Source organism: Pseudomonas sp. 34 E 7 (assembly GCF_900005715.1).
In the GTDB taxonomy this organism is placed as follows: domain Bacteria; phylum Pseudomonadota; class Gammaproteobacteria; order Pseudomonadales; family Pseudomonadaceae; genus Aquipseudomonas; species Aquipseudomonas orientalis_A.
Window position 1 is genome coordinate 45,781 of sequence record NZ_CVTX01000149.1, and the last position, 23,131, is coordinate 68,911.

Sequence of the window (23,131 nt, forward strand, 5' to 3'; positions counted from 1 at the left end):
GTATGTCGTTTGAACTGCTGGCCACCGACGGCAAAGCCCGTCGTGGTCGCCTGACTTTCCCGCGCGGCACCGTGGAGACCCCGGCGTTCATGCCGGTCGGCACCTACGGCACCGTCAAGGGCATGCTGCCCCGTGACATCGTCGCCACCGGCGCCGAGATCATCCTCGGCAACACTTTCCACCTGTGGCTGCGCCCGGGTACGGAAGTGATCAAGAAGCACGGCGACCTGCATGACTTCATGAAGTGGCAAGGCCCGATCCTTACCGACTCCGGTGGTTTCCAAGTGTTCAGCCTGGGCGCCATGCGCAAGATCAAGGAGGAGGGCGTGACCTTCGCCTCTCCGGTGGACGGTTCCAAGGTGTTCATGGGCCCGGAAGAGTCGATGCAGGTGCAGCGCGACCTGGGCTCGGACATCGTGATGATTTTTGACGAGTGCACGCCGTACCCGGCTGACGAAGACGTGGCGCGCATCTCCATGGAGCTGTCCCTGCGTTGGGCCCAGCGCTCGAAGAATGCCCACGGTGACAACACCGCGGCGCTGTTCGGCATTGTGCAGGGCGGCATGCATGAAAGCCTGCGCAAGCGCTCGCTGGAAGGCCTCGACAAGATCGGCTTCGACGGCCTGGCTATCGGCGGTCTTTCGGTGGGCGAGCCCAAGCACGAGATGATCAAGGTGCTCGATTACCTGCCGGGCCTGATGCCCGCAGAAAAACCTCGTTACCTTATGGGCGTTGGCAAACCGGAAGATCTCGTAGAGGGTGTGCGCCGCGGTGTGGACATGTTCGATTGCGTGATGCCAACCCGTAATGCCCGCAATGGGCATCTGTTCATTGATACAGGCGTGCTGAAGATCCGTAACGCGTTCCATCGCCATGATGATTCGCCGCTCGATCCGACCTGCGATTGCTACACCTGCCAGAACTTCTCCCGTGCTTATCTGCACCATCTGGACAAGTGCGGGGAAATGCTGGGTAGCATGTTGAATACCATCCACAATTTGCGTCACTACCAAGTCCTGATGGCTGGTTTGCGCGAGGCTATTCAACAGGGTACATTGGCCGCCTTCGTCGATGCCTTCTATGCCAAGCGCGGGCTCCCTGTGCCGCCCTTGGACTGAGTTTCCCGACCCTAAGATTCACTATTTGCAACTGGAGTGCTAAATGAGCTTTTTTATCTCTAACGCCATGGCTGACGCCGCCGCGCCTGCTGCTGCCGGCCCGATGGGCGGTGGTTTCGAGTGGATTTTCCTGGTCGGCTTCCTGGTCATCTTCTACCTGATGATCTGGCGTCCACAGGCCAAGCGCGCCAAAGAGCAGAAAAACCTGCTCGGCAGCCTGCAGAAAGGCGACGAAGTCGTGACCACTGGCGGTATCGCCGGCAAGATCACCAAGGTTTCCGATGCTTTCGTGGTACTGGAAGTCTCCGACACCGTAGAAATGAAGTTCCAGAAGGGCGCCATCGCCGCCACGCTGCCAAAAGGCACGCTCAAAGCGATCTGAGTAACAACCTTTACCAATCGACGGGGCGCGCAAGGCGCCCCGCGTTATAAGCGGGCGGCGTGATGCTGAACAAATACCCTCTGTGGAAATACGTACTGATCCTGGCGGTGCTGGCGATCGGTTTTATTTATTCCGCTCCCAATCTCTATCCTGATGACCCGGCGATCCAGATCTCTGGCGCCAGCACTTCGCTGCAGGTCAATCAGGCTGATCTGGAACGCGCGAGCAAAGCGCTGACTGACGCGGGCATCCAGGTTAAAGCGGCAACCTTGGCAGCTGGTTCCAAAGGCGGCTTGTTGCGCCTGACCAAGCAAGAAGACCAATTGCCGGCCAAGGATGTCGTACGCAAGGTCATGGGTGACGACTATGTTGTCGCGCTCAACCTGGCACAGACCACGCCACAATGGCTGCGCAGCATTGGCGCGCACCCGATGAAGCTGGGTCTGGACTTGTCCGGTGGTGTGCACTTCCTGCTGGAAGTCGACATGGACAAAGCCCTCGACGCACGCCTGAAAGTGTATGAAGGCGATGTGAAGAGCCTGCTGCGCAAAGAAAAACTGCGTTATCGCAGCCTGCCGCAGCTCAACGGTGCGATCCAGCTGGGCTTCGCTGACGAAGCTTCCCGCGAACAGGCCCGTGCGCTGATCCGCAAGAACTTCAACGACTTTGACATCGTACCGGCCGACCTCAATGGTCAGGCGGTGCTGCGTCTGGCGATGAGCCCGGCCAAGATCGCGGAAATCCGCGAATACTCCATCAAGCAGAACTTGACCACGGTACGTAACCGCGTCAACGAGCTGGGTGTGGCCGAGCCGATCGTGCAGCGTCAGGGCGCCAACCGTATCGTGGTTGAACTGCCGGGCGTGCAGGACACCGCTGAAGCCAAGCGTATCCTGGGTAAAACCGCCAACCTGGAGTTCCGCCTCGCGGCTGAGCCGGGTGCTACCCGCGCGACTTCCGAAGAGTTCGAGTTCCGTGAAGGCAACCGTCCTCCAGCGTTGATCGAGCGTGGCTTGATCATCACCGGTGACCAGGTGACCGATGCCAAGGCCGGTTTCGGCGAGCATGGCACGCCTGAAGTGAACATCCGCCTGGATGGTCACGGCGGCGAGCTGATGAGCCGCGCCACGCGCAGCAACGTCGGTCGCAGCATGGCGGTAATCTTCATCGAGCAGCGCCCGGTTACCACCTACACCAAGCAGATGGTCAATGGCGTCGAAAAAGACGTGCCGGTACAGACCTTCAAGGAAGAGAAGAAGATCATCAGCCTGGCGACCATCCAGTCGCCGCTGGGTGCGCAATTCCGCATCACTGGCCTGAACGGCCAGGGCGAATCCTCGGAACTGGCCCTGCTGCTGCGTGCCGGTGGCCTGGCGGCGCCGATGTACTTCGCTGAAGAACGTACCATCGGCCCGAGCCTGGGTGCCGACAACATCACCAAGGGTGTCGATGCGGCGCTGTGGGGCATGTTGTTCGTGTCGCTGTTCATCATCGCCATCTACCGCTTCTTCGGCATCATTGCCACCGTGGCCCTGGCGGGCAACATGGTGATGCTGCTGGCGCTGATGTCGCTGCTGGGCGCCACGCTGACCCTGCCGGGTATCGCCGGTATCGTCCTCACCATGGGTATGGCGGTGGACGCCAACGTGCTGATCTTCTCGCGGATCCGTGAAGAGATCGCGGCGGGCATGACCGTACAACGTGCAATCAACGAAGGCTTCGGCCGGGCATTTACCGCGATTCTCGACTCCAACCTGACCACTCTGCTGGTCGGCGGGATTCTCTTTGCCATGGGCACAGGCCCCGTCAAAGGTTTTGCGGTGACCATGTCCCTGGGTATCTTTACCTCGATGTTCACGGCCATCATGGTGACCCGCGCAATGGTCAACCTGATCTTTGGCGGGCGTGACTTCAAGAAGTTGTGGATTTAAGGGGCTGCCATGTTACGTACAATCAACTTCATGGGCGTTCGCAACGTTGCGTTCGGCGTCACCGTGCTCCTTACCGTTCTGGCGTTGTTCAGCTGGTTCCATAAGGGCCTGAACTACGGTCTGGACTTTACCGGCGGTACGCTCATCGAGCTGACCTACGAGAAGCCGGCCGACGTCACCCTGGTGCGCGATGAGCTGGTCAAGGCCGGCTATCACGAGGCGGTGGTGCAGAGCTTCGGCGCCACTACCGACCTGCTGGTGCGCATGCCTGGCGAAGACCCGCAACTGGGTCACCAGGTTGCCGAGGCCTTGCAGAAGGTCGGCGGCGACAACCCGGCCTCGGTCAAGCGCGTAGAGTTCGTCGGCCCGCAGGTGGGTGAAGAACTGCGCGATCAGGGCGGCCTCGGCATGCTGATGGCGCTGGTCGGCATCATGATCTACCTGGCCTTCCGCTTTCAGTGGAAGTTCGGGGTCGGCGCCATCGTGTCGCTGATCCACGACGTGATCGTGACCGTGGGTATCCTGGCGTACTTCCAGATCACCTTCGACCTGACCGTATTGGCCGCCGTGCTGGCGATCATTGGTTACTCGCTCAACGACACCATCGTGGTATTCGACCGGGTTCGCGAGAACTTCCGTGTACTGCGCAAGGCCACGTTGATCGAGAACATCAACATCTCCACCACCCAGACCCTGCTGCGGACCATGGCGACGTCGATCTCCACCTTGCTGGCGATCGCGGCACTGATGATCTTCGGTGGCGACAACCTGTGGGGCTTCTCCCTGGCACTGTTCATCGGTGTTCTGGCCGGTACCTATTCGTCGATCTACATCGCCAACGTGGTACTGATCTGGCTGAACCTCAACAGCGAAGACCTGATCCCTCCGGCCAGCACTGGCAAGGAGGTCGACGACCGTCCTTGATGGGCGTTTGTTGATCGGCGGTACGAAGAAAGGCACGAGATTGAACTCGTGTCTTTTTTTTTGCTCCAAGGCTGGGTATAGCGCGGATCTTTCGGTCCGCTTGTGATGGTCAGGAGGTTCAACGTGAACAAGTCGTTGCTGGTTGGTGCGGTATTGGGTGCTGTCGGTGTGACTGCCGGGGGCGCTGTTGCCACCTACAGCCTGGTAAAAAGCGGCCCTGAGTATGCGCAAGTGCTGGCGGTACAGCCGGTAAAAACCCAGATTAAAACCCCGCGTGAGGTCTGCAAGGATGTCACCGTGACCCGGCAGCGTCCGGTGCAGGATCAGCATCAAATCGCCGGTACCGTCGTAGGCGCCCTGGCAGGCGGCCTGCTCGGCAACCAGATTGGTGGTGGTAACGGCAAGAAGCTGGCAACGGTCGCCGGTGCGGTCGGTGGCGGTTATGCGGGTAACAAGGTTCAGGAAGGTATGCAGAACCGCGATACCTACACCACTACCCAGACTCGCTGTAACACCGTGAATGACATCAGCGACAAGGTTGTGGGCTACGACGTGCGTTACAACCTGGATGGCAAGGAAGGTACTGTGCGTATGGAGCGTGATCCAGGCGGCCAGATTCCGGTGGACAAGGAAGGGCGTCTGATCCTGGGTCAGAACCAGCAGTAATCCAGGGCCAGGCACAGATTCAAAAAACTGTGCAATTCAAAATGTGGGAGGGGGCTTGCCCCCGATAGCGGTGGGTCAGTTGATGCTTGGTTGACTGACACTCTGCAATCGGGGGCAAGCCCCCTCCCACATTTGATCTGTATTGCTGCTGATAGATGGGCCTGGCTCAAATCCCAGGCATAAAAAAAGCACCCCTCGGGGTGCTTTTTTGTGCGCGCTCGCTTAACGCTTCAGCGAAGCCGGCAGGTGCGGCTGGATCGCCGTCAGCACTGCCTTGAAGCATTTGGTGTTGCCGGCAACCACGTGGCCTTTTTCCAGGAAGTCGTGACCGCCGGTGAAGTCGCTCACCAGGCCGCCTGCTTCCTGGATCAGCAGGGCGCCCGCAGCCATGTCCCACTCGGACAGGCCCGACTCCCAGAACGCATCAAAACGACCGGCGGCCACGTAGGCCAGGTCCAGGCTCGCTGCGCCGGCGCGACGGATGCCCGCAGTCTGGCCGACCAGGGCGCGGAACATGCCCAGGTAGTTTTCCAGGTTGTCCATCTGGTCGTCACGGAACGGGAAACCGGTGCCCAGCAGGGCGCCGTCCAGGCTGGTGCGACCGCTGACGCGCAGACGACGGCCATTGAGCTGGGCGCCACGGCCACGGCTGGCGGTGAATTCTTCCTGGCGAACCGGGTCCAGCACCACGGCGTGTTCCAGGCGGCCACGGTATTTGCACGCAATGCTTACGGCAAAGTGCGGGATGCCGCGCAGGAAGTTGGTGGTGCCATCCAGTGGGTCGATGATCCACAGGTAGTCTTCGCCTTCGCCGCTGCCTTTGTGCAGGCCGGTTTCTTCACCGAGGATGCCGTGGGTCGGGTAGGCCTTGCGCAGGGCGTCGATGATTTTCTGTTCGGCGGCGCGATCCACCTCGGACACATAATCCTTGGCGTCTTTTTCGTCGACCTTGATGGTATCCAGGCGCTCGATGGAGCGGAAGATCAATTCACTGGCGCTGCGGGCGGCGCGCAGCGCGATATTCAGCATGGGCTGCATGGATAGGTCACCTAAGGTTGTTAAAGAAAGCCGGGCAGTTTAGCAGAAACTTTCTTCAGGTGAAGGGCGACGTTAGCTTTCGTGGCATAACCCTAAGCGCTTCTGTAAGATTTGCTCCCCTTTCCCGTGTCCGAGAGCGCCTCCCTTGCTGCAAAACATCCGTGTCGTTTTGGTCAATACCAGTCATCCCGGCAACATCGGTGGGGTGGCGCGAGCCATGAAAAACATGGGGCTGACGCGGCTGGTGCTGGTCGAGCCACGTGTGTTTCCGCACCATGAGGCCGATGCCCGCGCATCCGGCGCCAATGACATCTTGGAAAACGCCCAGGTTGTCGCCACCCTGGAGGACGCTTTGGTCGGCTGCAACCTGGTGCTCGGCACCAGCGCCCGCGACCGCCGCATTCCCTGGCCATTGCTGGACCCGCGTGAGTGCGGTACCAAAGTGGTGGAAGAGGCGGCCGGTGGCGCAGAAATCGCCCTGGTGTTTGGCCGTGAGGACTCCGGCCTGACCAATGAAGAGCTGCAGCGATGTCATTACCACGTGCACATTCCGTCAGACCCTGAGTTCAGTTCGCTGAACCTGGGTGCGGCGGTGCAGGTGCTGACGTACGAAGTGCGCATGGCCTGGTTGGCGGCTGAGGGCCAGCCGAGCAAGATGGAGAAGGACGAAGTGGCGTCGACCAAAAGTGGCGAGCTGGCCACGATGGACGAACTGGAGCGATTCTATGAGCACCTGGAGCAAACCCTGGTGGCCATCGAGTTCCTTGATCCTGAAAAACCACGGCACTTGATGGCGCGCCTGCGCCGCCTTTACGGGCGCAGCTCGGTCACTCGGGCGGAAATGAATATATTGCGTGGCATCCTCACGGAAACCCAGAAAGCGGCCCGTGGCGAGCTCCTTAAGCGGAAGGATTAAAGATGTTCGAGCGTTTGCGAGAAGATATCCAGAGTGTTTTCCACCGTGATCCGGCGGCGCGCAACGCCTTTGAAGTGCTGACCTGCTACCCCGGCATGCACGCGATCTGGCTTCACCGCCTGTCCGGCGCCCTGTGGGGCATGGGTTGGAAATGGCTGGCGCGGCTGGTGTCGAACTTCGGGCGCTGGCTGACCGGGATCGAAATTCACCCCGGCGCCAAGGTCGGCCGTCGCTTCTTCATCGATCATGGCATGGGCATCGTGATTGGCGAGACCGCCGAGATTGGCGATGACGTGACGCTCTATCAGGGTGTCACCCTGGGCGGGACCACCTGGAATAAAGGCAAGCGCCACCCGACGCTGGGCGACGGTGTGGTGGTGGGCGCGGGTGCCAAGGTGCTTGGCCCGTTCACGGTCGGCGCCGGTGCCAAGGTTGGCTCCAATGCCGTGGTCACCAAGGCCGTGCCGCCCGGTGCGACGGTGGTGGGTATTCCGGGCCGGATCATCGTCAAGCCGGAAGTCGGCGACGAACAGGAGGCCAAGCGCAAGGCCATGGCCGAGAAGATCGGCTTTGATGCCTATGGCGTCAGCGAAGACATGCCTGACCCGGTGGCGCGTGCCATTGGCCAGTTGCTCGACCACCTGCAAGCGGTGGATGGCAAGCTGGAGGGCATGTGTGGTGCCCTGAAGGACTTGGGCAGCCCTTACTGTGCGAAGGATCTGCCTGAGCTGCGCGAAGAAGATTTCGCCGAGATCAAGGACGAAACCGCCACCAAGGCAAGCTAAGATCCCGGCATCGCCAGAGATCTCCTGTGGGAGGGGGCTTGCCCCTGATAGCGGTAGGTCAGTTGCCCTATGTGCTGGCTGATCCACCGCCATCGGGGGCAAGCCCCCTCCCACATTTGACCTTCGTTGTGTCTGGCATCGCTGGTTATCCGGTGACGCTGTTCGTCCCCACCCCAGCCTGCTATGATTCGCGCGCCCTTTTTACGGGTAATCCTGACTAAAGTACTAGGTCTTATAGTTGACTTAAATACTCGGGAATCGCATACTTGCTCCCATTCTGAAACACCTTGGTACTTGTCCATGAGACTGACTACAAAAGGCCGATACGCGGTGACTGCCATGCTCGACCTGGCTTTGCACGCGCAAACTGGGCCGGTGTCCCTGGCCGATATCTCCGAGCGCCAAGGCATTTCCCTGTCCTACCTCGAGCAGCTGTTCGCCAAATTGCGCCGCAGCAATCTGGTTTCCAGCGTGCGAGGCCCAGGTGGCGGCTATCAATTGTCCCGCGATATGCAGGGCATCCAGGTAGCCCAGGTGATCGACGCGGTCAACGAATCCGTCGATGCGACCAAATGCCAGGGGCTGGGTGATTGCCATGCCGGTGACACCTGCCTGACGCACCACTTGTGGTGTGACTTGAGCCTGCAGATCCATGAGTTTTTGAGTGGTATCAGCTTGGCTGATCTTGTGACTCGCCGTGAGGTGCAAGAAGTAGCCCAGCGTCAGGACCAGCGCCGTTGCAACACCAAGGCGCCGCGTCTGGACAAGATCGAAGCGTCCGCCGTCGAGTGACAGCCGCAGAGCTAACGGCGCGCCAGCCAGCCTGATTTAGGAGAAAGTCCATGAAATTGCCGATTTACCTTGATTACTCAGCGACCACCCCGGTTGATCCGCGTGTCGCGCAAAAGATGAGCGAATGCCTGCTGGTTGACGGAAACTTCGGCAACCCGGCCTCCCGTTCCCACGTATTCGGCTGGAAAGCCGAGGAAGCGGTCGAGAACGCTCGTCGCCAGGTCGCCGACCTGGTTGGCGCCGACCCGCGCGAAATCGTCTGGACCTCCGGTGCCACCGAGTCCGACAACCTGGCGATCAAGGGCGCGGCGCATTTCTACGCGACCAAGGGCAAGCACCTGATCACCACCAAGATTGAGCACAAGGCTGTCCTCGACACCATGCGCCAACTGGAACGTGAAGGTTTTGAGGTCACCTACCTCGAGCCCACCACCGACGGCATCGTCACCCCGGCCATGATCGAGGCCGCGCTGCGTGACGATACCATCCTGGTTTCCGTGATCCACGTGAACAACGAAATCGGCACCATCAACGACATCGAAGCGATTGGCGAGCTGACCCGTTCCAAGGGCATCCTGCTGCACGTCGACGCCGCTCAGTCCACCGGCAAGGTCGAGATCGACCTGTCCAAGCTGAAAGTCGACCTGATGTCGTTCTCCGCCCACAAGACCTACGGCCCCAAAGGCATCGGCGCCCTTTACGTAAGCCGCAAGCCGCGCGTACGTATCGAAGCCACCATGCACGGCGGCGGTCACGAGCGCGGCATGCGTTCGGGCACCCTGGCGACCCACCAGATCGTCGGCATGGGCGAAGCCTTCCGCGTAGCCAAGGAAGACATGGCTGCCGAAAACGTGCGCATCAAGGCCTTGAGTGACCGCTTCTACAAGCAGGTCGAGAACCTTGAAGAGCTGTACATCAACGGCAGCATGACCGCCCGTGTACCGCACAACTTGAATTTGAGCTTCAACTACGTCGAAGGCGAGTCGCTGATCATGGCGCTCAAGGACCTGGCGGTTTCGTCCGGTTCGGCCTGCACCTCGGCGTCCCTTGAGCCTTCGTACGTACTGCGCGCCCTGGGCCGCAACGACGAACTGGCACACAGCTCGATCCGCTTTACTTTCGGCCGCTTCACCACTGAAGAGCAAGTCGACTACGCCGCGCAGAAAGTCTGCGAAGCCGTCAACAAGCTGCGCGTTCTGTCGCCGCTGTGGGACATGTACAAAGACGGTGTCGACATTTCCAAGATCGAGTGGGCGGCACACTAAATATAGAAGCCGCCACCCCAGCTCTGTAGCAACGTGGCGGAAAACGCAGGCGTTTCTACAGGGTTCCAGAGCGGCCCTGATGAGTGAGGATTCAGTACCATGGCTTACAGCGAAAAGGTCATCGACCACTACGAAAACCCGCGCAACGTCGGCAAGATGAACGCGGAAGATCCTGATGTCGGCACTGGCATGGTCGGCGCTCCGGCGTGCGGCGATGTGATGCGCCTGCAGATCAAGGTCAACGACGCCGGCGTTATCGAAGACGCCAAGTTCAAGACCTACGGCTGCGGTTCGGCCATCGCCTCCAGCTCCCTGGCGACCGAATGGATGAAAGGCAAGACCCTGGATGAGGCTGTCACCATCAGCAACACCCAGCTGGCCGAAGAACTGGCCCTGCCGCCGGTGAAAATTCACTGCTCGGTACTCGCCGAGGACGCCATCAAGGCGGCCGTTCGCGACTACAAGCAGAAGAAAGGCTTGATCTAAGTATTTGGCGACGAGTAAGGAGTCAACGATGGCTATCAGCATGACAGAAGCGGCTGCGCAGCACATTCGCCGCTCCCTGAATGGGCGCGGTAAAGGTGAGGGGATTCGTCTGGGTGTTCGCACCACGGGCTGTTCCGGCCTTGCCTACGTGCTGGAGTTTGTCGACGAGGTGGTTGCGGAAGACCAGGTGTTCGAAAGTCACGGCGAGAAAGTGATCATCGACCCCAAAAGCCTGACCTACCTGGACGGCACCGAGCTCGATTTCGTCAAGGAAGGGTTGAACGAAGGCTTCAAGTTCAACAACCCCAACGTACGCGGTGAATGTGGCTGCGGCGAAAGCTTCAACATCTGAGGCTTCTTGTGGGTACTCCTTGTCATTTCGCTTTATTCGAGCTGCAGCCGAGCTTTCGGCTGGACCTTGAGCAGCTTGCCACGCGCTATCGAGAATTGGCGCGTGGCGTGCATCCGGACCGCTTCGCTGACGCTTCCGAGCGTGAGCAACGCCTGGCGCTGGAGCAATCGGCCAGCCTCAACGAAGCCTATCAGACGCTCAAAAGCCCCCCGAAACGCGCACGTTATCTACTGGCGATAAAGGGCGGCGAGTTGCCGATGGAAGTCACCGTGCATGACCCGGACTTCCTGATGCAGCAGATGCAATGGCGCGAAGAACTCGAAGACTTGCAGGACGAAGCCGATGTGGCTGGCGTCGCGGTCTTCAAGCGTCGTCTGAAGGCGGCCCAGGATGAGCTCAACGAAAGCTTCGCAGCCTGTTGGGATGATGCTGCGCAACGCGAACAGGCCGAACGCCTGATGCGGCGCATGCAGTTTCTCGACAAGCTCACCTACGAAGTGCGCCAGCTAGAAGAGCGCCTCGACGATTAACCCAGTGTGCTGCCCGTGATGCACGCCTGATAGACAGATAAGACCTGATTACCATGGCTCTACTGCAAATCGCCGAACCCGGTCAAAGCCCTCAACCGCACCAGCGTCGCCTGGCGGTCGGGATTGACCTGGGCACCACCAATTCCCTGGTTGCTGCCGTGCGCAGCGGCCTGTCCGAACCGCTGCCCGATGCCGATGGCCAGGTCATCCTGCCGTCCGCCGTGCGCTATCACGCCGACCGTATCGAAGTCGGCGAGTCGGCCAAGCTGGCAGCGTCCTCCGACCCCCTCAATACCGTGCTGTCGGTCAAGCGCTTGATGGGGCGTGGTCTGTCCGACGTCAAGCAATTGGGCGACCAGCTGCCGTACCGCTTTGTCGGCGGTGAATCCCATATGCCGTTCATCGACACCGTCCAGGGCCCGAAAAGCCCGGTGGAAGTGTCGGCCGATATCCTCAAGGTGCTGCGCCAGCGTGCGGAAACCACCCTGGGCGGCGAGCTGGTTGGTGCGGTGATCACGGTTCCGGCGTATTTCGACGACGCGCAACGCCAAGCCACCAAGGATGCGGCGAAGCTCGCCGGCCTGAACGTGCTGCGTTTGCTCAATGAACCGACCGCTGCCGCCGTGGCTTACGGCCTGGACCAGCACGCCGAAGGCCTGGTCGCCATTTATGATCTGGGCGGCGGCACCTTTGATATTTCGATCCTGCGCCTGACTGGCGGTGTGTTCGAAGTGCTGGCCACCGGTGGCGACAGCGCCCTGGGTGGCGATGACTTCGACCATGCCATCGCGGGCTGGATCATCAGCAGTGCCGGCTTGTCGGCCGACCTGGACCCGGGCGCTCAGCGCAACCTGCTGCAAGCCGCCTGCGCTGCCAAGGAAGCGCTGACGGACGCTGCTACCGTTGAAGTTTCCTACGGTAGCTGGTCGGCCCAGCTGACCCGCGAAGCCTTCGATGCGTTGATCGAACCGATGGTTGCCCGCAGCCTCAAGGCCTGCCGCCGCGCGGTGCGTGATTCCGGTATCGAGTTCGAAGAGGTCGGCGCGGTGGTCATGGTAGGCGGCTCCACCCGTGTTCCAAGGGTTCGCGAGGCCGTTGCCGAAGCCTTTGGCCGCCAGCCGCTGACCGAAATCGACCCGGATCAAGTGGTGGCCATCGGGGCTGCGATCCAGGCCGATACCCTGGCCGGCAACAAGCGCGATGGTGGCGAACTGCTGCTGCTCGATGTGATTCCGTTGTCTCTGGGCCTGGAAACCATGGGCGGCCTGATGGAGAAAGTGATTCCGCGCAACACCACCATTCCCGTCGCCCGCGCCCAGGACTTCACCACCTACAAAGATGGCCAGACGGCCATGATGATTCATGTGCTGCAAGGCGAGCGCGAGCTGATCAGCGACTGCCGCTCCCTGGCGCGCTTTGAGTTGCGTGGTATCCCGGCGATGGTGGCGGGCGCGGCGAAGATTCGCGTGACCTTCCAGGTCGACGCCGACGGCCTGCTCAGCGTGGCGGCCCGTGAACTGGGCTCGGGCGTCGAGGCCAGTATCCAGGTCAAGCCGTCCTACGGCCTGACTGACGGTGAAATCGCCAAGATGCTCAAGGACTCGTTCCAATATGCCGGCGATGACAAGGTCGCCCGCGTGCTGCGTGAGCAGCAAGTCGATGCCCAGCGCCTGCTCGAAGCGGTGCAGGGCGCTCTGGATGCCGATGGCGAGCGCTTGCTGGATGCCGAGGAGCGCATGGTCATCGACCTGCAGATGCAGGAGCTGGCCGAACTGATGAAAGGCAACGATGGTTACGCCATCGAGCAGCAGACCAAGCGCCTGTCACAAGTAACCGATGCCTTTGCCGCCCGCCGTATGGACCAGACGGTAAAAGCCGCCCTGGCGGGTCGCAACCTGAATGAAATTGAGGAATAACTGATGCCGCAGGTCATTTTTCTGCCACACGCCGAGCATTGCCCGGATGGTATGGTCGTGGAGGCTGAGACCGGCAAGTCCATCCTTGAGGTCGCCCACGACAACCACATCGAGATCGAAAGTGCCTGTGGCGGTGTGTGCGCTTGCACCACGTGCCACTGCGTCATTCGCGAGGGGTTCAACTCGCTCGAGGAAGCCGATGAGCTGGAAGAAGACTTCCTCGATCGCGCCTGGGGCCTGGAAGCGACTTCGCGTCTAAGCTGTCAGGCAAAGGTCGGCACTGAAGACATCACGGTCGAAATCCCGAAATATTCGCTCAACCATGCGGCCGAAGCGCCGCATTGATTCAAGGAACTGTCATGAGCCTGAAATGGGTTGATGTACAAGAAATCGCTATACAACTTGCTGAAGCTCATCCTGAGGTCAATCCTCTTACGGTGAACTTCGTCAAGCTGCGTAACCTCGTAATGGAACTGCCGGATTTTGACGACATCCCTGATCGGGGTGGCGAAAAGGTCCTGGAGGCGATTCAAGGCCTGTGGATCGAAGAAGCAGACTGAGCCGCCTTATTACGCAGTTAGGCAATACCTGATAACCCGCGTATAATTCGCGGGTTTAATTTTTCGTAAATTACCGTTTCTGGAGTTACACCATGGCTGTTCAACGTACTTTCTCCATCATCAAGCCTGACGCTGTTGCAAAAAACGTCATCGGCGAGATCACCACTCGTTTCGAAAAAGCCGGCCTGAAGGTTGTAGCTTCGAAACTCAAGCAACTGTCCAAGGCTGAAGCTGAAGGCTTCTACGCTGAGCACAGCGCTCGTGGCTTCTTCGGCGACCTGGTTGCCTTCATGATCTCCGGTCCTGTTGTTGTTCAGGTGCTGGAAGGCGAGAACGCTATCGCTCTGAACCGTGAGCTGATGGGCGCTACCAACCCTAAAGAAGCGGCTGCCGGCACCATCCGTGCTGACTTCGCCGAGTCCATCGACGCCAACGCTGTTCACGGTTCGGACTCCGAAGCCGCTGCTGCTCGCGAAATCTCGTACTTTTTCGCTGCTACTGAAGTAACCGCTCGCTAAGCATCGGCTTAAAGAGTGAGGGTGAATCCATGACTACATCGACTGTTAAAACCAACCTGCTGGGTCTGACTCAGCCGGAAATGGAGAAATTCTTCGACTCAATCGGGGAGAAGCGTTTCCGTGCCGGTCAGGTAATGAAGTGGATTCACCACTTTGGCGTCGACGATTTCGACGCCATGACGAACGTCAGCAAGGCCCTGCGCGACAAGCTCAAGGCCATTGCCGAAGTTCGTGGTCCCGAAGTGGTCAGCGAGGACATCTCCAGCGACGGCACCCGTAAGTGGGTGGTGCGCGTGGCGTCCGGCAGCTGCGTCGAGACCGTCTACATTCCCCAGGGCAAGCGCGGCACCTTGTGCGTTTCGTCCCAGGCAGGCTGTGCCCTGGACTGCAGTTTCTGCTCCACCGGCAAGCAAGGCTTCAACAGCAACCTCACCGCCGCCGAAGTCATCGGCCAGGTGTGGATTGCCAACAAATCCTTTGGCAGCGTCCCGGCGACCGTCGACCGTGCCATCACCAACGTGGTGATGATGGGCATGGGTGAGCCGCTGCTGAACTTCGACAACGTGGTTGCGGCCATGCACCTGATGATGGACGACCTGGGCTACGGCATCTCCAAGCGCCGTGTGACCCTGTCGACCTCCGGCGTGGTACCGATGATCGATGAGCTGGCCAAGCACATCGACGTTTCCCTGGCGTTGTCGCTGCACGCACCCAATGACGCATTGCGTAACCAATTGGTGCCGATCAACAAGAAGTATCCGCTTAAGATGCTGCTCGAATCCTGCCAGCGTTATATGGCGACCTTGGGCGAAAAGCGTGTCTTGACCATTGAGTACACCATGCTCAAGGACGTCAACGACAAGGTCGAGCACGCGGTCGAGATGATCGAGCTGCTCAAGAACACCCCGTGCAAGATCAACCTGATTCCGTTCAACCCGTTTCCCCATTCTGGCTACGAGCGGCCGAGCAACAACGCCATCCGCCGTTTCCAGGATCAACTGCACCAGGCCGGCTACAACGTCACCGTGCGCACCACTCGTGGTGAAGACATCGACGCCGCCTGTGGCCAATTGGTAGGGCAGGTGATGGACCGCACCCGCCGCAGCGAGCGTTATATCGCCGGACGCGAACTTAACGCCGCCGACGATTTGCCGCTGATTGCTGTAAATCGAATCTGAGAGAGGATCTCTATGCCCTTGCGCCTTGCGCTGCTTTTACTTGTTACCGGTCTCGTGGCCGGTTGTGTTTCATCGGGCTACGACAGCCCTTTGCAAACCGACAAGGGTCGTGAAGCGGCGCGAGTGGCGTATGTGCAACTGGGGCTGGGCTATCTGCAACAAGGCATGAGCGAGCAGGCCAAGGTGCCATTGAAGAAGGCCCTGGAGCTGGATGCCGATGATGCGGATGCCAATGCCGCGCTGGCGCTGGTCTTCCAGGCTCAGGCCGAGCCCGAGTTGGCTGATCGGTATTTCACCACGGCACTGGCTTCCCGTCCTGGCGACGCGCGGTTGCTGAACAACTACGGCAGTTTCCTGTTCGAGCAGAAACGGTATGAACAGGCGGCCGCTTATTTCCGCCAGGCCAGCACCGACACCCTTTATTCCCAGCGTTCGCGCATCTTCGAGAACCTTGGGGTGACGTCGATACACCTGGGACAGCGCGAACTGGCGCGCCAGCAACTGGAAAAAGCCCTGCACCTGAACGCTCGCCAACCACGCGCTTTGCTTGAAATGGCTGAGTTGTCCTACGAAGACAGGCATTATGTGCCGGCACGTGACTATTACGAGCGTTTTAGCCTGCTCAGCGGGCACAATGCACGTAGTCTATTGCTCGGTGTGCGCCTGGCGACGGTTCATGAAGAACGCGACACGGCCGCACGTTTTGGCCAGCAACTCGAACGACTCTATCCCGGTACGCCGGAATATCAGCAATACCTGTCGGAGCAATGATGAAAGCCGCGCACCCGGAAGTTGTAGCAGCTAATCGCGTAAACCCAGGCGACACCTTGCGTGAGGCCCGCGAAAGCAATGGTTGGTCGCTGGCGCAAGTGGCCCTCAAGCTCAATTTGACCAGCACCTCCCTGGCCAACCTGGAAGCTGGCGCATTCGACAAGCTGCCCGGGCACACGTTTGCCCGCGGCTATATCCGCGCTTATGCCAAGTTGCTGGGTATCGACCAGACCGCACTGGTCCAGCAATTCGACCAGTTCACCGGCACCGACTCCCAGGGCAGCAATGTGCATGGCCTCGGTCGTATTGAAGAGCCGACCCGGGTTTCCCACACGATCCTGCGCATTGTCAGCCTGTTGCTGCTGATTGCCGTGATCGGGGGTGGTTTCGTCTGGTGGCAGGACCAGACTTCCCAGCGCAATAAAGACCTGACCAGCAACGCGCTGGAGCACGTCGAAGTCGAAAGCGCCGACGGCACCACCCAGATTCATCCGCTGGATGAGCCGGAAGACCAGGCGGTCGTCGAAGGGCAAGTCACGCCGGAAGCGCCTGCCACCGCTGAACAACCCGCTCCGCAAGCCGACAGCGCACCTGCAGCGACTGCAGCCGTACCCGCGCCGGCTCCCGTAGCGCCCGTGGCCCAGGCTCCCGCAACAGCCGCTCCGGCCCAGGCTCCAGCGCCTGCGGCACCGGCTGCGCCTGCCATTTCGCCGCCCACCACCCCCGCGTTGATCGCCGGTGACGGGCGCGTACAGATCACCTTCGTCGCTGACTGCTGGACGCAAGTCACCGACGGTAATGGCAAAGTGCTGTTTAGCGGTCTGAAGCGTAAGGGAGATACTCTTGACCAGGGCGGCAAGCCTCCTTTGACGCTGCGTCTGGGTTATGCCCGTGGCGCGCAAGTGGCCTACAACGGCCAGCCTGTGGACGTAGCGCCGTTCACCAGTGGCGAGACCGCTCGCCTCAAGTTGGGACAATAGTCATGCACGGCGAATCTCCAATCAAACGTCGCGTATCGCGCAAGATCTGGGTCGGCTCGGTGCCGGTGGGCGGCGATGCCCCCATCGCGGTGCAGAGCATGACCAACAGCGACACCAATGACGTGGCTGCCACCGTCGCCCAGATCAATCGTCTGGAAGCGGCCGGCGTGGACATCGTGCGGGTGTCCGTACCGGATATGGACGCTGCCGAAGCCTTCGGCCGTATCAAGCAATTGGTCAAGGTGCCGCTGGTTGCCGACATCCACTTCGACTACAAGATCGCGCTGCGCGTAGCCGAGCTGGGTGTGGACTGCCTGCGGATCAACCCGGGCAACATCGGTCGTGAAGACCGTGTGCGCGCCGTGGTCGATGCGGCCCGTGATCGTGGTATTCCCATCCGCATCGGGGTCAACGCCGGTTCGCTGGAAAAAGACCTGCAAAAGAAATACGGCGAGCCTACCCCGGCGGCGCTGGTGGAGTCGGCATTGCGCCACGTTGAACACCTGGAGCGCCTGAATTTCCAGGAATTCAAGGTCAGCGTAAAGGCTTCCGACGTGTTCATGGCCGTAGAAGCCTACCGCCTGCTGGCCAAGGAAATCGTGCAGCCGCTGCACCTGGGCATCACTGAAGCGGGCGGTTTACGCTCAGGCACAGTGAAATCTGCGGTGGGTCTCGGTATGCTGCTCGCCGAAGGGATTGGCGATACTATCCGCATCTCCCTGGCGGCAGACCCCGTAGAGGAAGTGAAGGTCGGCTACGACATTCTCAAATCCCTGCGTTTGCGTTCCCGTGGCATCAACTTCATTGCCTGCCCGAGCTGCTCGCGGCAGAACTTCGACGTGGTGAAAACCATGAACGACCTGGAGTTGCGTCTCGAAGACCTGCTGGTGCCGCTGGATGTCGCGGTGATCGGTTGCGTGGTCAACGGACCGGGCGAGGCCAAGGAGGCACACGTGGGCTTGACCGGCGGTACACCGAACCTGATTTACATTGACGGCAAACCGTCGCAGAAATTGACGAATGACAATCTGGTGGATGAGCTGGAAAAGCTGATCCGCGAGAAAGCGGCCGAGAAGGTCGCCGCTGACGCAGCGCTGATCGCTCGCGGCTGATTGAACGAATTTAAGGATTTGATGTGAGCAAGTCTCTGCAAGCCATTCGTGGCATGAACGACATCCTGCCGGAGCAGACGCCACTGTGGCGCTATTTCGAGAGCACGGTCGCGCGTCTGCTGGATAACTACGGTTACAAGCAGATCCGTATGCCGATCGTCGAGTTCACCGAGCTGTTCAAGCGCTCCATCGGTGAAGTGACCGACATCGTCGAAAAAGAGATGTACACCTTCGAAGACCGTAACGGCGACTCCCTGACCCTGCGTCCGGAAGGCACTGCGGCCTGCGTTCGCGCTGTGCTGGAGCATGGCATCACCGGTGGCGGCCAGACCCAGAAACTGTGGTACATCGGCCCGATGTTCCGCCACGAGCGTCCGCAGAAAGGTCGCTATCGCCAGTTTCACCAGATCGGTTGCGAAGTCTTCAACCTGGACGGTCCGGACATCGATGCCGAGCTGATCGTCCTGACCTGGCGCCTGTGGGGCCAGTTGGGCATCCGCGACGCGGTCAAGCTCGAACTCAACAGCCTGGGCACCAGTGAGTCCCGCGGACGCTATCGCGAAGCCCTGGTCGAGTACCTGTCTGCCCACCTGGACAAGCTGGACGAAGACAGCCAGCGCCGCCTGAAGACCAACCCGTTGCGCGTGCTTGATACCAAGAACGCCGACACCCAGGCCGTACTGGTCGGCGCGCCGAAAATGGCCGACTACCTGGACGACGAATCGCGCACGCACTTCGAGGGCCTCAAGGCTCGCCTGGATGCGGCGGGTATTCCCTATGTGATCAACCCCAAGCTGGTGCGCGGCCTCGATTACTACAGCAAGACCGTGTTCGAGTGGGTCACCGACAAACTCGGCGCCCAGGGCACTGTGTGTGCCGGTGGTCGTTACGACGGCCTGGTCGAGCAAATGGGTGGCAAGCCGACCACGGGCGTAGGTTTCGCCATGGGCATCGAGCGGCTGATCCTGTTGCTCGAGACCCTTGAGCAAGTGCCACAAGAGATTTCCCGCCAGGTGGACGTGTATCTTTGCGCTTTTGGCGAGGCTGCCGAACTGGCTGCCCTGGCCTTGAGCGAACAGGTGCGCGACCAACTGCCGAACCTGCGTCTGCAAATCAATGCCGGCGCCGGTAGCTTCAAGAGCCAGTTCAAGAAGGCTGACAAGAGCGGCGCGTTGTATGCGCTGATCCTCGGCGATGACGAGTTGGCCCAGCAAGTGGTAGGTTTCAAACCCCTGCGTGGCCAGGGCGAACAACAGAACATTGCCTTTGATGCGCTCGCTGCGCACCTGGCCACCTGCGTCGTGCAGGGTTGAAGCTGTCGAACAGCCGAATTTAGCGATTAAGGAGTATTGGGGTGTCGAGTACTGATGATGAGCAACTGGCCGACTTCAAGGACTGGTGGCAGCGTAACGGCAAGCCCCTGGTAACTGGCGGTCTGCTGGCTTTAGTGGTGGTGTTCGGCTGGCAAGCCTGGACCAAATATCAGGCCAACCAGTCCCAGGGCGCCTCGATCGTTTACCAGCAATTGCTGGAAACCACCCTGACGCCGGACGGCAAGCCGGACCCTGCACGAGTGGCAGACCTGGCCGGTAAGCTGAAGAACGAGTTTGGCGGTACCACCTACGCCCAGTACGGTAGCCTGTTCGTCGCGAAAGTCGCGGTCGACACCGGCAAGCTGGATGAGGCAGCCACTGAGCTCAAGGCCATCGCCGACAAACCGACCAACCCGACTCTGGGTGAAATCGCACGTCAACGCCTGGCACAGGTATTGGCGGCACAGAACAAGGCTGACGAAGCACTCAAACTGCTCGACGGCGATGCTGACAAGGCATTTGTAGCCACTCGCGAAGAGCTCAAGGGCGACCTGTTGGTCCAATTGGGTCGTACCGACGAAGCCAATGCTGCGTACCAAAAAGCCAAGGCGGCGCTGTCTGATGAAGCGGCGGTCGGTGGCTTACAAATCAAGCTGGACGACTTGGCCAAAGGGGATGCGTGACGTGATCCGTTGGAAACATGCAGCATTGCTGGCTCTGGCCGTTCTGGCCGCGGGTTGCAGCAGCAACAGTAAAAAAGAACTGCCGCCTGCGGAGCTGACCAGCTTCAAGGAAGAAGTGGTCCTGCAAAAGCAGTGGAGCCGCTCCATCGGTGACGGTCAGGGCGAAACCTACAACATGCTGGTACCGGCAATCGACGGTGACAACATTGTGGCCGCTGATGTAACCGGCATCGTGACCTCCCTGGATCGCATGACCGGCGACGTGAAGTGGAAGAAAGACCTTGAACTGCCTGTCTCCGGCGCCGTTGGCGTGGGTTACGGCATGGTCATGCTCGGCACGCTCAAAGGCGAAGTCGTGGCGCTGGACTCCAGCACCGGTGAAGAGAAATGGCGCGCCCGCGTGACCAGTGAAGTGCTCGCACCGCCTGCCACCAACGGCGATATCGTCGTGGTGCAGACCCAGGATGATCGCGTGATCGGTCTGGACGCCAGCACCGGCGAACAGCGCTGGTTGTACGACAGCACCCCGGCGGTGTTGACCCTGCGCGGTACCAGTGGTCCGATTGTGACCAACAATCTGGCCGTTGCCGGGCTGTCCACCGGTAAAGTGGTGGCCCTGAATACCCAGAACGGCGTGCCGGCCTGGGAAACCCGTGTGGCTATCCCGCAAGGTCGTTCCGAGTTGGATCGCGTCGTGGACATCGACGGTGGCTTGTTGCTGTCCGGCGAGACCCTCTACGTCGCTACTTACCAGGGCCGTGTCGCGGCACTGGACCTGCAGAGCGGCCGGGTCAACTGGCAGCGTGATGCGTCCAGCTACGCCGGTGTCGCCCAAGGGTTTGGCAGCGTCTACGTAAGCCTGGCGTCCGGCACCGTTGAAAGTGTCGACGAGCGTTCCACCACTGCGCTGTGGAGCAACGACTCCCTGGCTCGCCGCCAACTGTCGGCGCCGGAAGTCTTCTCCAGCTACGTAGCGGTCGGTGACTTCGAAGGCTACCTGCACCTGCTGAGCCAGGTGGACGGTCGCTTCGTGGGTCGCGAGCGTATCGACAGCGACGGCCTGCGTGCGCGTCCGCTGGTGGTGGGTAACATGCTGTATGTGTATGGCAACAGCGGCAAGCTGGAAGCCCTGACCATCAAGTAAGAATCATGCTTGGGGTAACCCCCAGGCGGCCTTGCCTCAATGCTGTTTGTAGGAGCGAGCTTGCTCGCGAAGGACGTCAACGCTAACGCGGGTTTTCTGGATAAACGCGGCGTCCTCTGGTTTTTCGCGAGCAAGCTCGCTCCTGCAGTATTCAGTGTCGAGCAGGGCATGTGGCATTCAAATGCCGCCCCGAGCACCAGCCGCTGCCCTGCAGCGGCTTTTGTATTTTCTGAAATAACGAAGTGGAGAGCCGCATGGTTCCCGTAATCGCCCTGGTGGGCCGACCTAACGTCGGCAAGTCCACCTTGTTCAACCGCCTGACCAGGACTCGCGACGCCATCGTCGGCGACTTGTCCGGTCTGACCCGTGATCGCCAATACGGTGAGGCAAAGTGGCAAGGGCGCTCCTACATTATTGTCGACACCGGTGGTATCTCCGGTGACGAACATGGCATGGACGAAAAAATGGCCGAGCAGTCGCTGCTGGCCATTGAAGAAGCCGATGTCGTGTTGTTCCTGGTGGACGCCCGCGCGGGCTACACCGCTGCCGACCAGATGATTGGCGAGCACCTGCGCAAGCGCAACAAGCGCTCCTATCTGGTTGCGAACAAGATCGATAACATCGATCCTGAAGCGGCCCGCGCCGAATTCAGCCCGATGGGCCTGGGCGACGCGATCCCGGTTGCCGGCGCCCACGGTCGCGGCATCACGCAGATGCTCGAAATTGCCCTCAGCACCTTTCCCAAGGATGACGATGAGGAAGAAGAGGGTGAGGAGGAGATCGTCGCCGAAGGCGAGGAAGCCAAGCGCATTCCTGGCCCGAGCGAAAAAGACGGTATCAAGATCGCCATCATCGGCCGCCCTAACGTCGGCAAGTCGACCCTGGTCAACCGCATGCTCGGTGAAGACCGGGTAATCGTCTATGACGAACCCGGCACCACCCGCGACAGCATCTACATCCCGTTCGAGCGCAACGAAGAAAAGTACACGCTGATCGACACCGCCGGTGTGCGCAAGCGTGGCAAGATCCACGAAGAAGTTGAAAAATTCTCCGTGGTCAAAACCCTGCAAGCGATCAAAGACGCCAACGTGGTGATCTTTGTGATGGACGCTCGCGAAGGCGTGGTGGACCACGACCTGAACCTGCTGGGCTTTGCCCTGGAAGCCGGTCGCGCCCTGGTGATCGCGATCAACAAGTGGGACGGCATGACGCCGAGCGAGCGCGATTTCGTCAAGATCGAGCTGCAGCGTCGCCTGTTCTTCGTTGAGTTTGCCGATATCCACTTTATCTCGGCCCTGCACGGCACCGGCGTGGGCAACCTCTACGCCTCGGTACAGAACTCGTTCAAGTCTGCGGTCACGCGCTGGCCGACCAACCGCCTTACCCAGATCCTGGAAGACGCGGTGGGCGAGCACGCGCCGCCGATGGTCAACAACCGCCGCATCAAACTGCGTTACGCCCACCTGGGTGGTGCCAACCCGCCGATTATCGTGATTCACGGTAACCAGATCGAGAAGGTGCCCAAGTCCTATGTGCGTTACCTGGAAAACACCTATCGCCGTGTCTTGAAGCTGGTCGGCACGCCGATCCGTATCGAGTTCAAGGGTGGCGAGAACCCATACGAAGGCAACAAGAACACATTGACCGACCGTCAGGTGAACAAGAAGCGTCGTTTGATGACTCACCACAAGAAGGCCGACAAGAAGCGCCGCGACAAGAAATAACCGCAGCGTCACGTTGTAAGCTGCAAGCTGCAAGAGAGGGCGCCGTT

At 60.1% G+C, this 23,131-nt stretch carries 26 protein-coding genes; 25 read left to right on the forward strand and 1 reads right to left on the reverse strand.

Annotation, left to right across the window (positions count from 1 at the left end; genetic code table 11):
* Positions 1–2: 2 nt before the first annotated feature.
* The 5 genes from tgt to BFP96_RS16750 all read left to right on the forward strand — a co-directional run bounded on the left by tgt (position 3) and on the right by BFP96_RS16750 (position 5,021).
* Entirely contained in the window at positions 3–1,118 is a 1,116-nt protein-coding gene (tgt, locus tag BFP96_RS16730) for a tRNA guanosine(34) transglycosylase Tgt (RefSeq protein WP_162303237.1), read from the forward strand.
* A gap of 43 nt (positions 1,119–1,161) precedes the next feature.
* A complete protein-coding gene (gene yajC / locus BFP96_RS16735) occupies positions 1,162–1,500 on the forward strand; it encodes a preprotein translocase subunit YajC (protein ID WP_003175975.1) in 339 nt (112 codons plus the stop codon).
* Between the two features lie 62 nt (positions 1,501–1,562).
* Entirely contained in the window at positions 1,563–3,431 is a 1,869-nt protein-coding gene (gene secD, locus BFP96_RS16740) for a protein translocase subunit SecD (RefSeq protein ID WP_065892376.1), read from the forward strand.
* 9 nt (positions 3,432–3,440) lie between these two features.
* Positions 3,441–4,355, forward strand: a complete 915-nt coding sequence (secF, locus tag BFP96_RS16745; protein ID WP_065892375.1) for a protein translocase subunit SecF — start codon at positions 3,441–3,443, stop codon at positions 4,353–4,355.
* Positions 4,356–4,478: 123 nt separating this feature from the next.
* A complete protein-coding gene (locus BFP96_RS16750) occupies positions 4,479–5,021 on the forward strand; it encodes a glycine zipper 2TM domain-containing protein (protein WP_005791197.1) in 543 nt (180 codons plus the stop codon).
* Between the two features lie 222 nt (positions 5,022–5,243).
* Here the strand turns inward: BFP96_RS16750 and suhB are convergent, their stop codons facing one another.
* Positions 5,244–6,059 carry a type III secretion system regulator SuhB gene (gene suhB, locus BFP96_RS16755; RefSeq protein WP_003175971.1) on the reverse strand — a complete coding sequence of 272 codons (816 nt, stop codon included), beginning with the start codon at positions 6,057–6,059 and terminating at the stop codon, positions 5,244–5,246.
* A gap of 145 nt (positions 6,060–6,204) precedes the next feature.
* On the opposite strand from suhB, the gene trmJ reads away from it, so the two are divergent.
* The 20 genes from trmJ (at position 6,205) to der (ending at position 23,084) form a co-directional block, all read left to right on the forward strand.
* Positions 6,205–6,975, forward strand: a complete 771-nt coding sequence (trmJ, locus tag BFP96_RS16760) for a tRNA (cytosine(32)/uridine(32)-2'-O)-methyltransferase TrmJ (RefSeq protein ID WP_065936623.1) — start codon at positions 6,205–6,207, stop codon at positions 6,973–6,975.
* A 2-nt stretch (positions 6,976–6,977) separates the two neighbouring features.
* Positions 6,978–7,760: a serine O-acetyltransferase gene (gene cysE / locus BFP96_RS16765; protein ID WP_065892373.1), complete on the forward strand. Its 783-nt coding sequence runs from the start codon at positions 6,978–6,980 to the stop codon at positions 7,758–7,760.
* Positions 7,761–8,060: 300 nt separating this feature from the next.
* Positions 8,061–8,552 carry a Fe-S cluster assembly transcriptional regulator IscR gene (gene iscR, locus BFP96_RS16770; RefSeq protein ID WP_003194020.1) on the forward strand — a complete coding sequence of 164 codons (492 nt, stop codon included), beginning with the start codon at positions 8,061–8,063 and terminating at the stop codon, positions 8,550–8,552.
* Between the two features lie 50 nt (positions 8,553–8,602).
* Positions 8,603–9,817: an IscS subfamily cysteine desulfurase gene (locus tag BFP96_RS16775; protein WP_065887478.1), complete on the forward strand. Its 1,215-nt coding sequence runs from the start codon at positions 8,603–8,605 to the stop codon at positions 9,815–9,817.
* A gap of 99 nt (positions 9,818–9,916) precedes the next feature.
* Positions 9,917–10,303: a Fe-S cluster assembly scaffold IscU gene (gene iscU / locus BFP96_RS16780; RefSeq protein WP_003175965.1), complete on the forward strand. Its 387-nt coding sequence runs from the start codon at positions 9,917–9,919 to the stop codon at positions 10,301–10,303.
* Between the two features lie 28 nt (positions 10,304–10,331).
* Positions 10,332–10,655 (forward strand): iron-sulfur cluster assembly protein IscA, encoded by a 324-nt coding sequence (iscA, locus tag BFP96_RS16785; protein ID WP_003175963.1) that lies wholly within the window; start codon positions 10,332–10,334, stop codon positions 10,653–10,655.
* 8 nt (positions 10,656–10,663) lie between these two features.
* On the forward strand, positions 10,664–11,185 hold the full coding sequence (hscB, locus tag BFP96_RS16790; RefSeq protein ID WP_065936624.1) for a co-chaperone HscB: 522 nt from the start codon (positions 10,664–10,666) through the stop codon (positions 11,183–11,185).
* Between the two features lie 53 nt (positions 11,186–11,238).
* Positions 11,239–13,101 carry a Fe-S protein assembly chaperone HscA gene (gene hscA, locus BFP96_RS16795; protein ID WP_065936625.1) on the forward strand — a complete coding sequence of 621 codons (1,863 nt, stop codon included), beginning with the start codon at positions 11,239–11,241 and terminating at the stop codon, positions 13,099–13,101.
* A 3-nt stretch (positions 13,102–13,104) separates the two neighbouring features.
* Complete coding sequence (fdx, locus tag BFP96_RS16800; protein WP_015885743.1) at positions 13,105–13,446, forward strand: ISC system 2Fe-2S type ferredoxin; 342 nt, start codon at positions 13,105–13,107, stop codon at positions 13,444–13,446.
* Positions 13,447–13,460: 14 nt separating this feature from the next.
* Positions 13,461–13,661, forward strand: coding sequence for a Fe-S cluster assembly protein IscX (gene iscX / locus BFP96_RS16805; RefSeq protein WP_003238461.1), 201 nt, complete (start codon positions 13,461–13,463; stop codon positions 13,659–13,661).
* Between the two features lie 92 nt (positions 13,662–13,753).
* Positions 13,754–14,179 carry a nucleoside-diphosphate kinase gene (ndk, locus tag BFP96_RS16810; protein WP_003175956.1) on the forward strand — a complete coding sequence of 142 codons (426 nt, stop codon included), beginning with the start codon at positions 13,754–13,756 and terminating at the stop codon, positions 14,177–14,179.
* A 29-nt stretch (positions 14,180–14,208) separates the two neighbouring features.
* Positions 14,209–15,357 (forward strand): 23S rRNA (adenine(2503)-C(2))-methyltransferase RlmN, encoded by a 1,149-nt coding sequence (gene rlmN / locus BFP96_RS16815; protein ID WP_065887481.1) that lies wholly within the window; start codon positions 14,209–14,211, stop codon positions 15,355–15,357.
* Between the two features lie 12 nt (positions 15,358–15,369).
* Positions 15,370–16,128, forward strand: a complete 759-nt coding sequence (pilW, locus tag BFP96_RS16820) for a type IV pilus biogenesis/stability protein PilW (RefSeq protein WP_065892370.1) — start codon at positions 15,370–15,372, stop codon at positions 16,126–16,128.
* Entirely contained in the window at positions 16,128–17,108 is a 981-nt protein-coding gene (locus tag BFP96_RS16825; protein ID WP_065895834.1) for a RodZ domain-containing protein, read from the forward strand. The genes pilW and BFP96_RS16825 overlap by 1 nt, the downstream gene beginning before the upstream one ends.
* Before the next feature lie 2 nt (positions 17,109–17,110).
* The gene (gene ispG, locus BFP96_RS16830; RefSeq protein WP_065936626.1) at positions 17,111–18,220 is read left to right on the forward strand and encodes a flavodoxin-dependent (E)-4-hydroxy-3-methylbut-2-enyl-diphosphate synthase; all 1,110 of its coding nucleotides are present in this window, start codon (positions 17,111–17,113) and stop codon (positions 18,218–18,220) included.
* A 23-nt stretch (positions 18,221–18,243) separates the two neighbouring features.
* On the forward strand, positions 18,244–19,533 hold the full coding sequence (gene hisS / locus BFP96_RS16835) for a histidine--tRNA ligase (RefSeq protein ID WP_065895833.1): 1,290 nt from the start codon (positions 18,244–18,246) through the stop codon (positions 19,531–19,533).
* Between the two features lie 41 nt (positions 19,534–19,574).
* Positions 19,575–20,216 (forward strand): YfgM family protein, encoded by a 642-nt coding sequence (locus tag BFP96_RS16840; RefSeq protein WP_065887485.1) that lies wholly within the window; start codon positions 19,575–19,577, stop codon positions 20,214–20,216.
* A complete protein-coding gene (gene bamB / locus BFP96_RS16845; protein ID WP_065887486.1) occupies positions 20,209–21,360 on the forward strand; it encodes an outer membrane protein assembly factor BamB in 1,152 nt (383 codons plus the stop codon). The genes BFP96_RS16840 and bamB overlap by 8 nt, the downstream gene beginning before the upstream one ends.
* A 60-nt stretch (positions 21,361–21,420) precedes the next feature.
* Positions 21,421–21,627, forward strand: a complete 207-nt coding sequence (locus BFP96_RS31800) for a hypothetical protein (protein WP_158254504.1) — start codon at positions 21,421–21,423, stop codon at positions 21,625–21,627.
* Positions 21,615–23,084, forward strand: coding sequence for a ribosome biogenesis GTPase Der (der, locus tag BFP96_RS16855; RefSeq protein WP_057723953.1), 1,470 nt, complete (start codon positions 21,615–21,617; stop codon positions 23,082–23,084). Before BFP96_RS31800 ends, der begins: the two co-directional genes overlap by 13 nt.
* Positions 23,085–23,131: the final 47 nt, after the last annotated feature.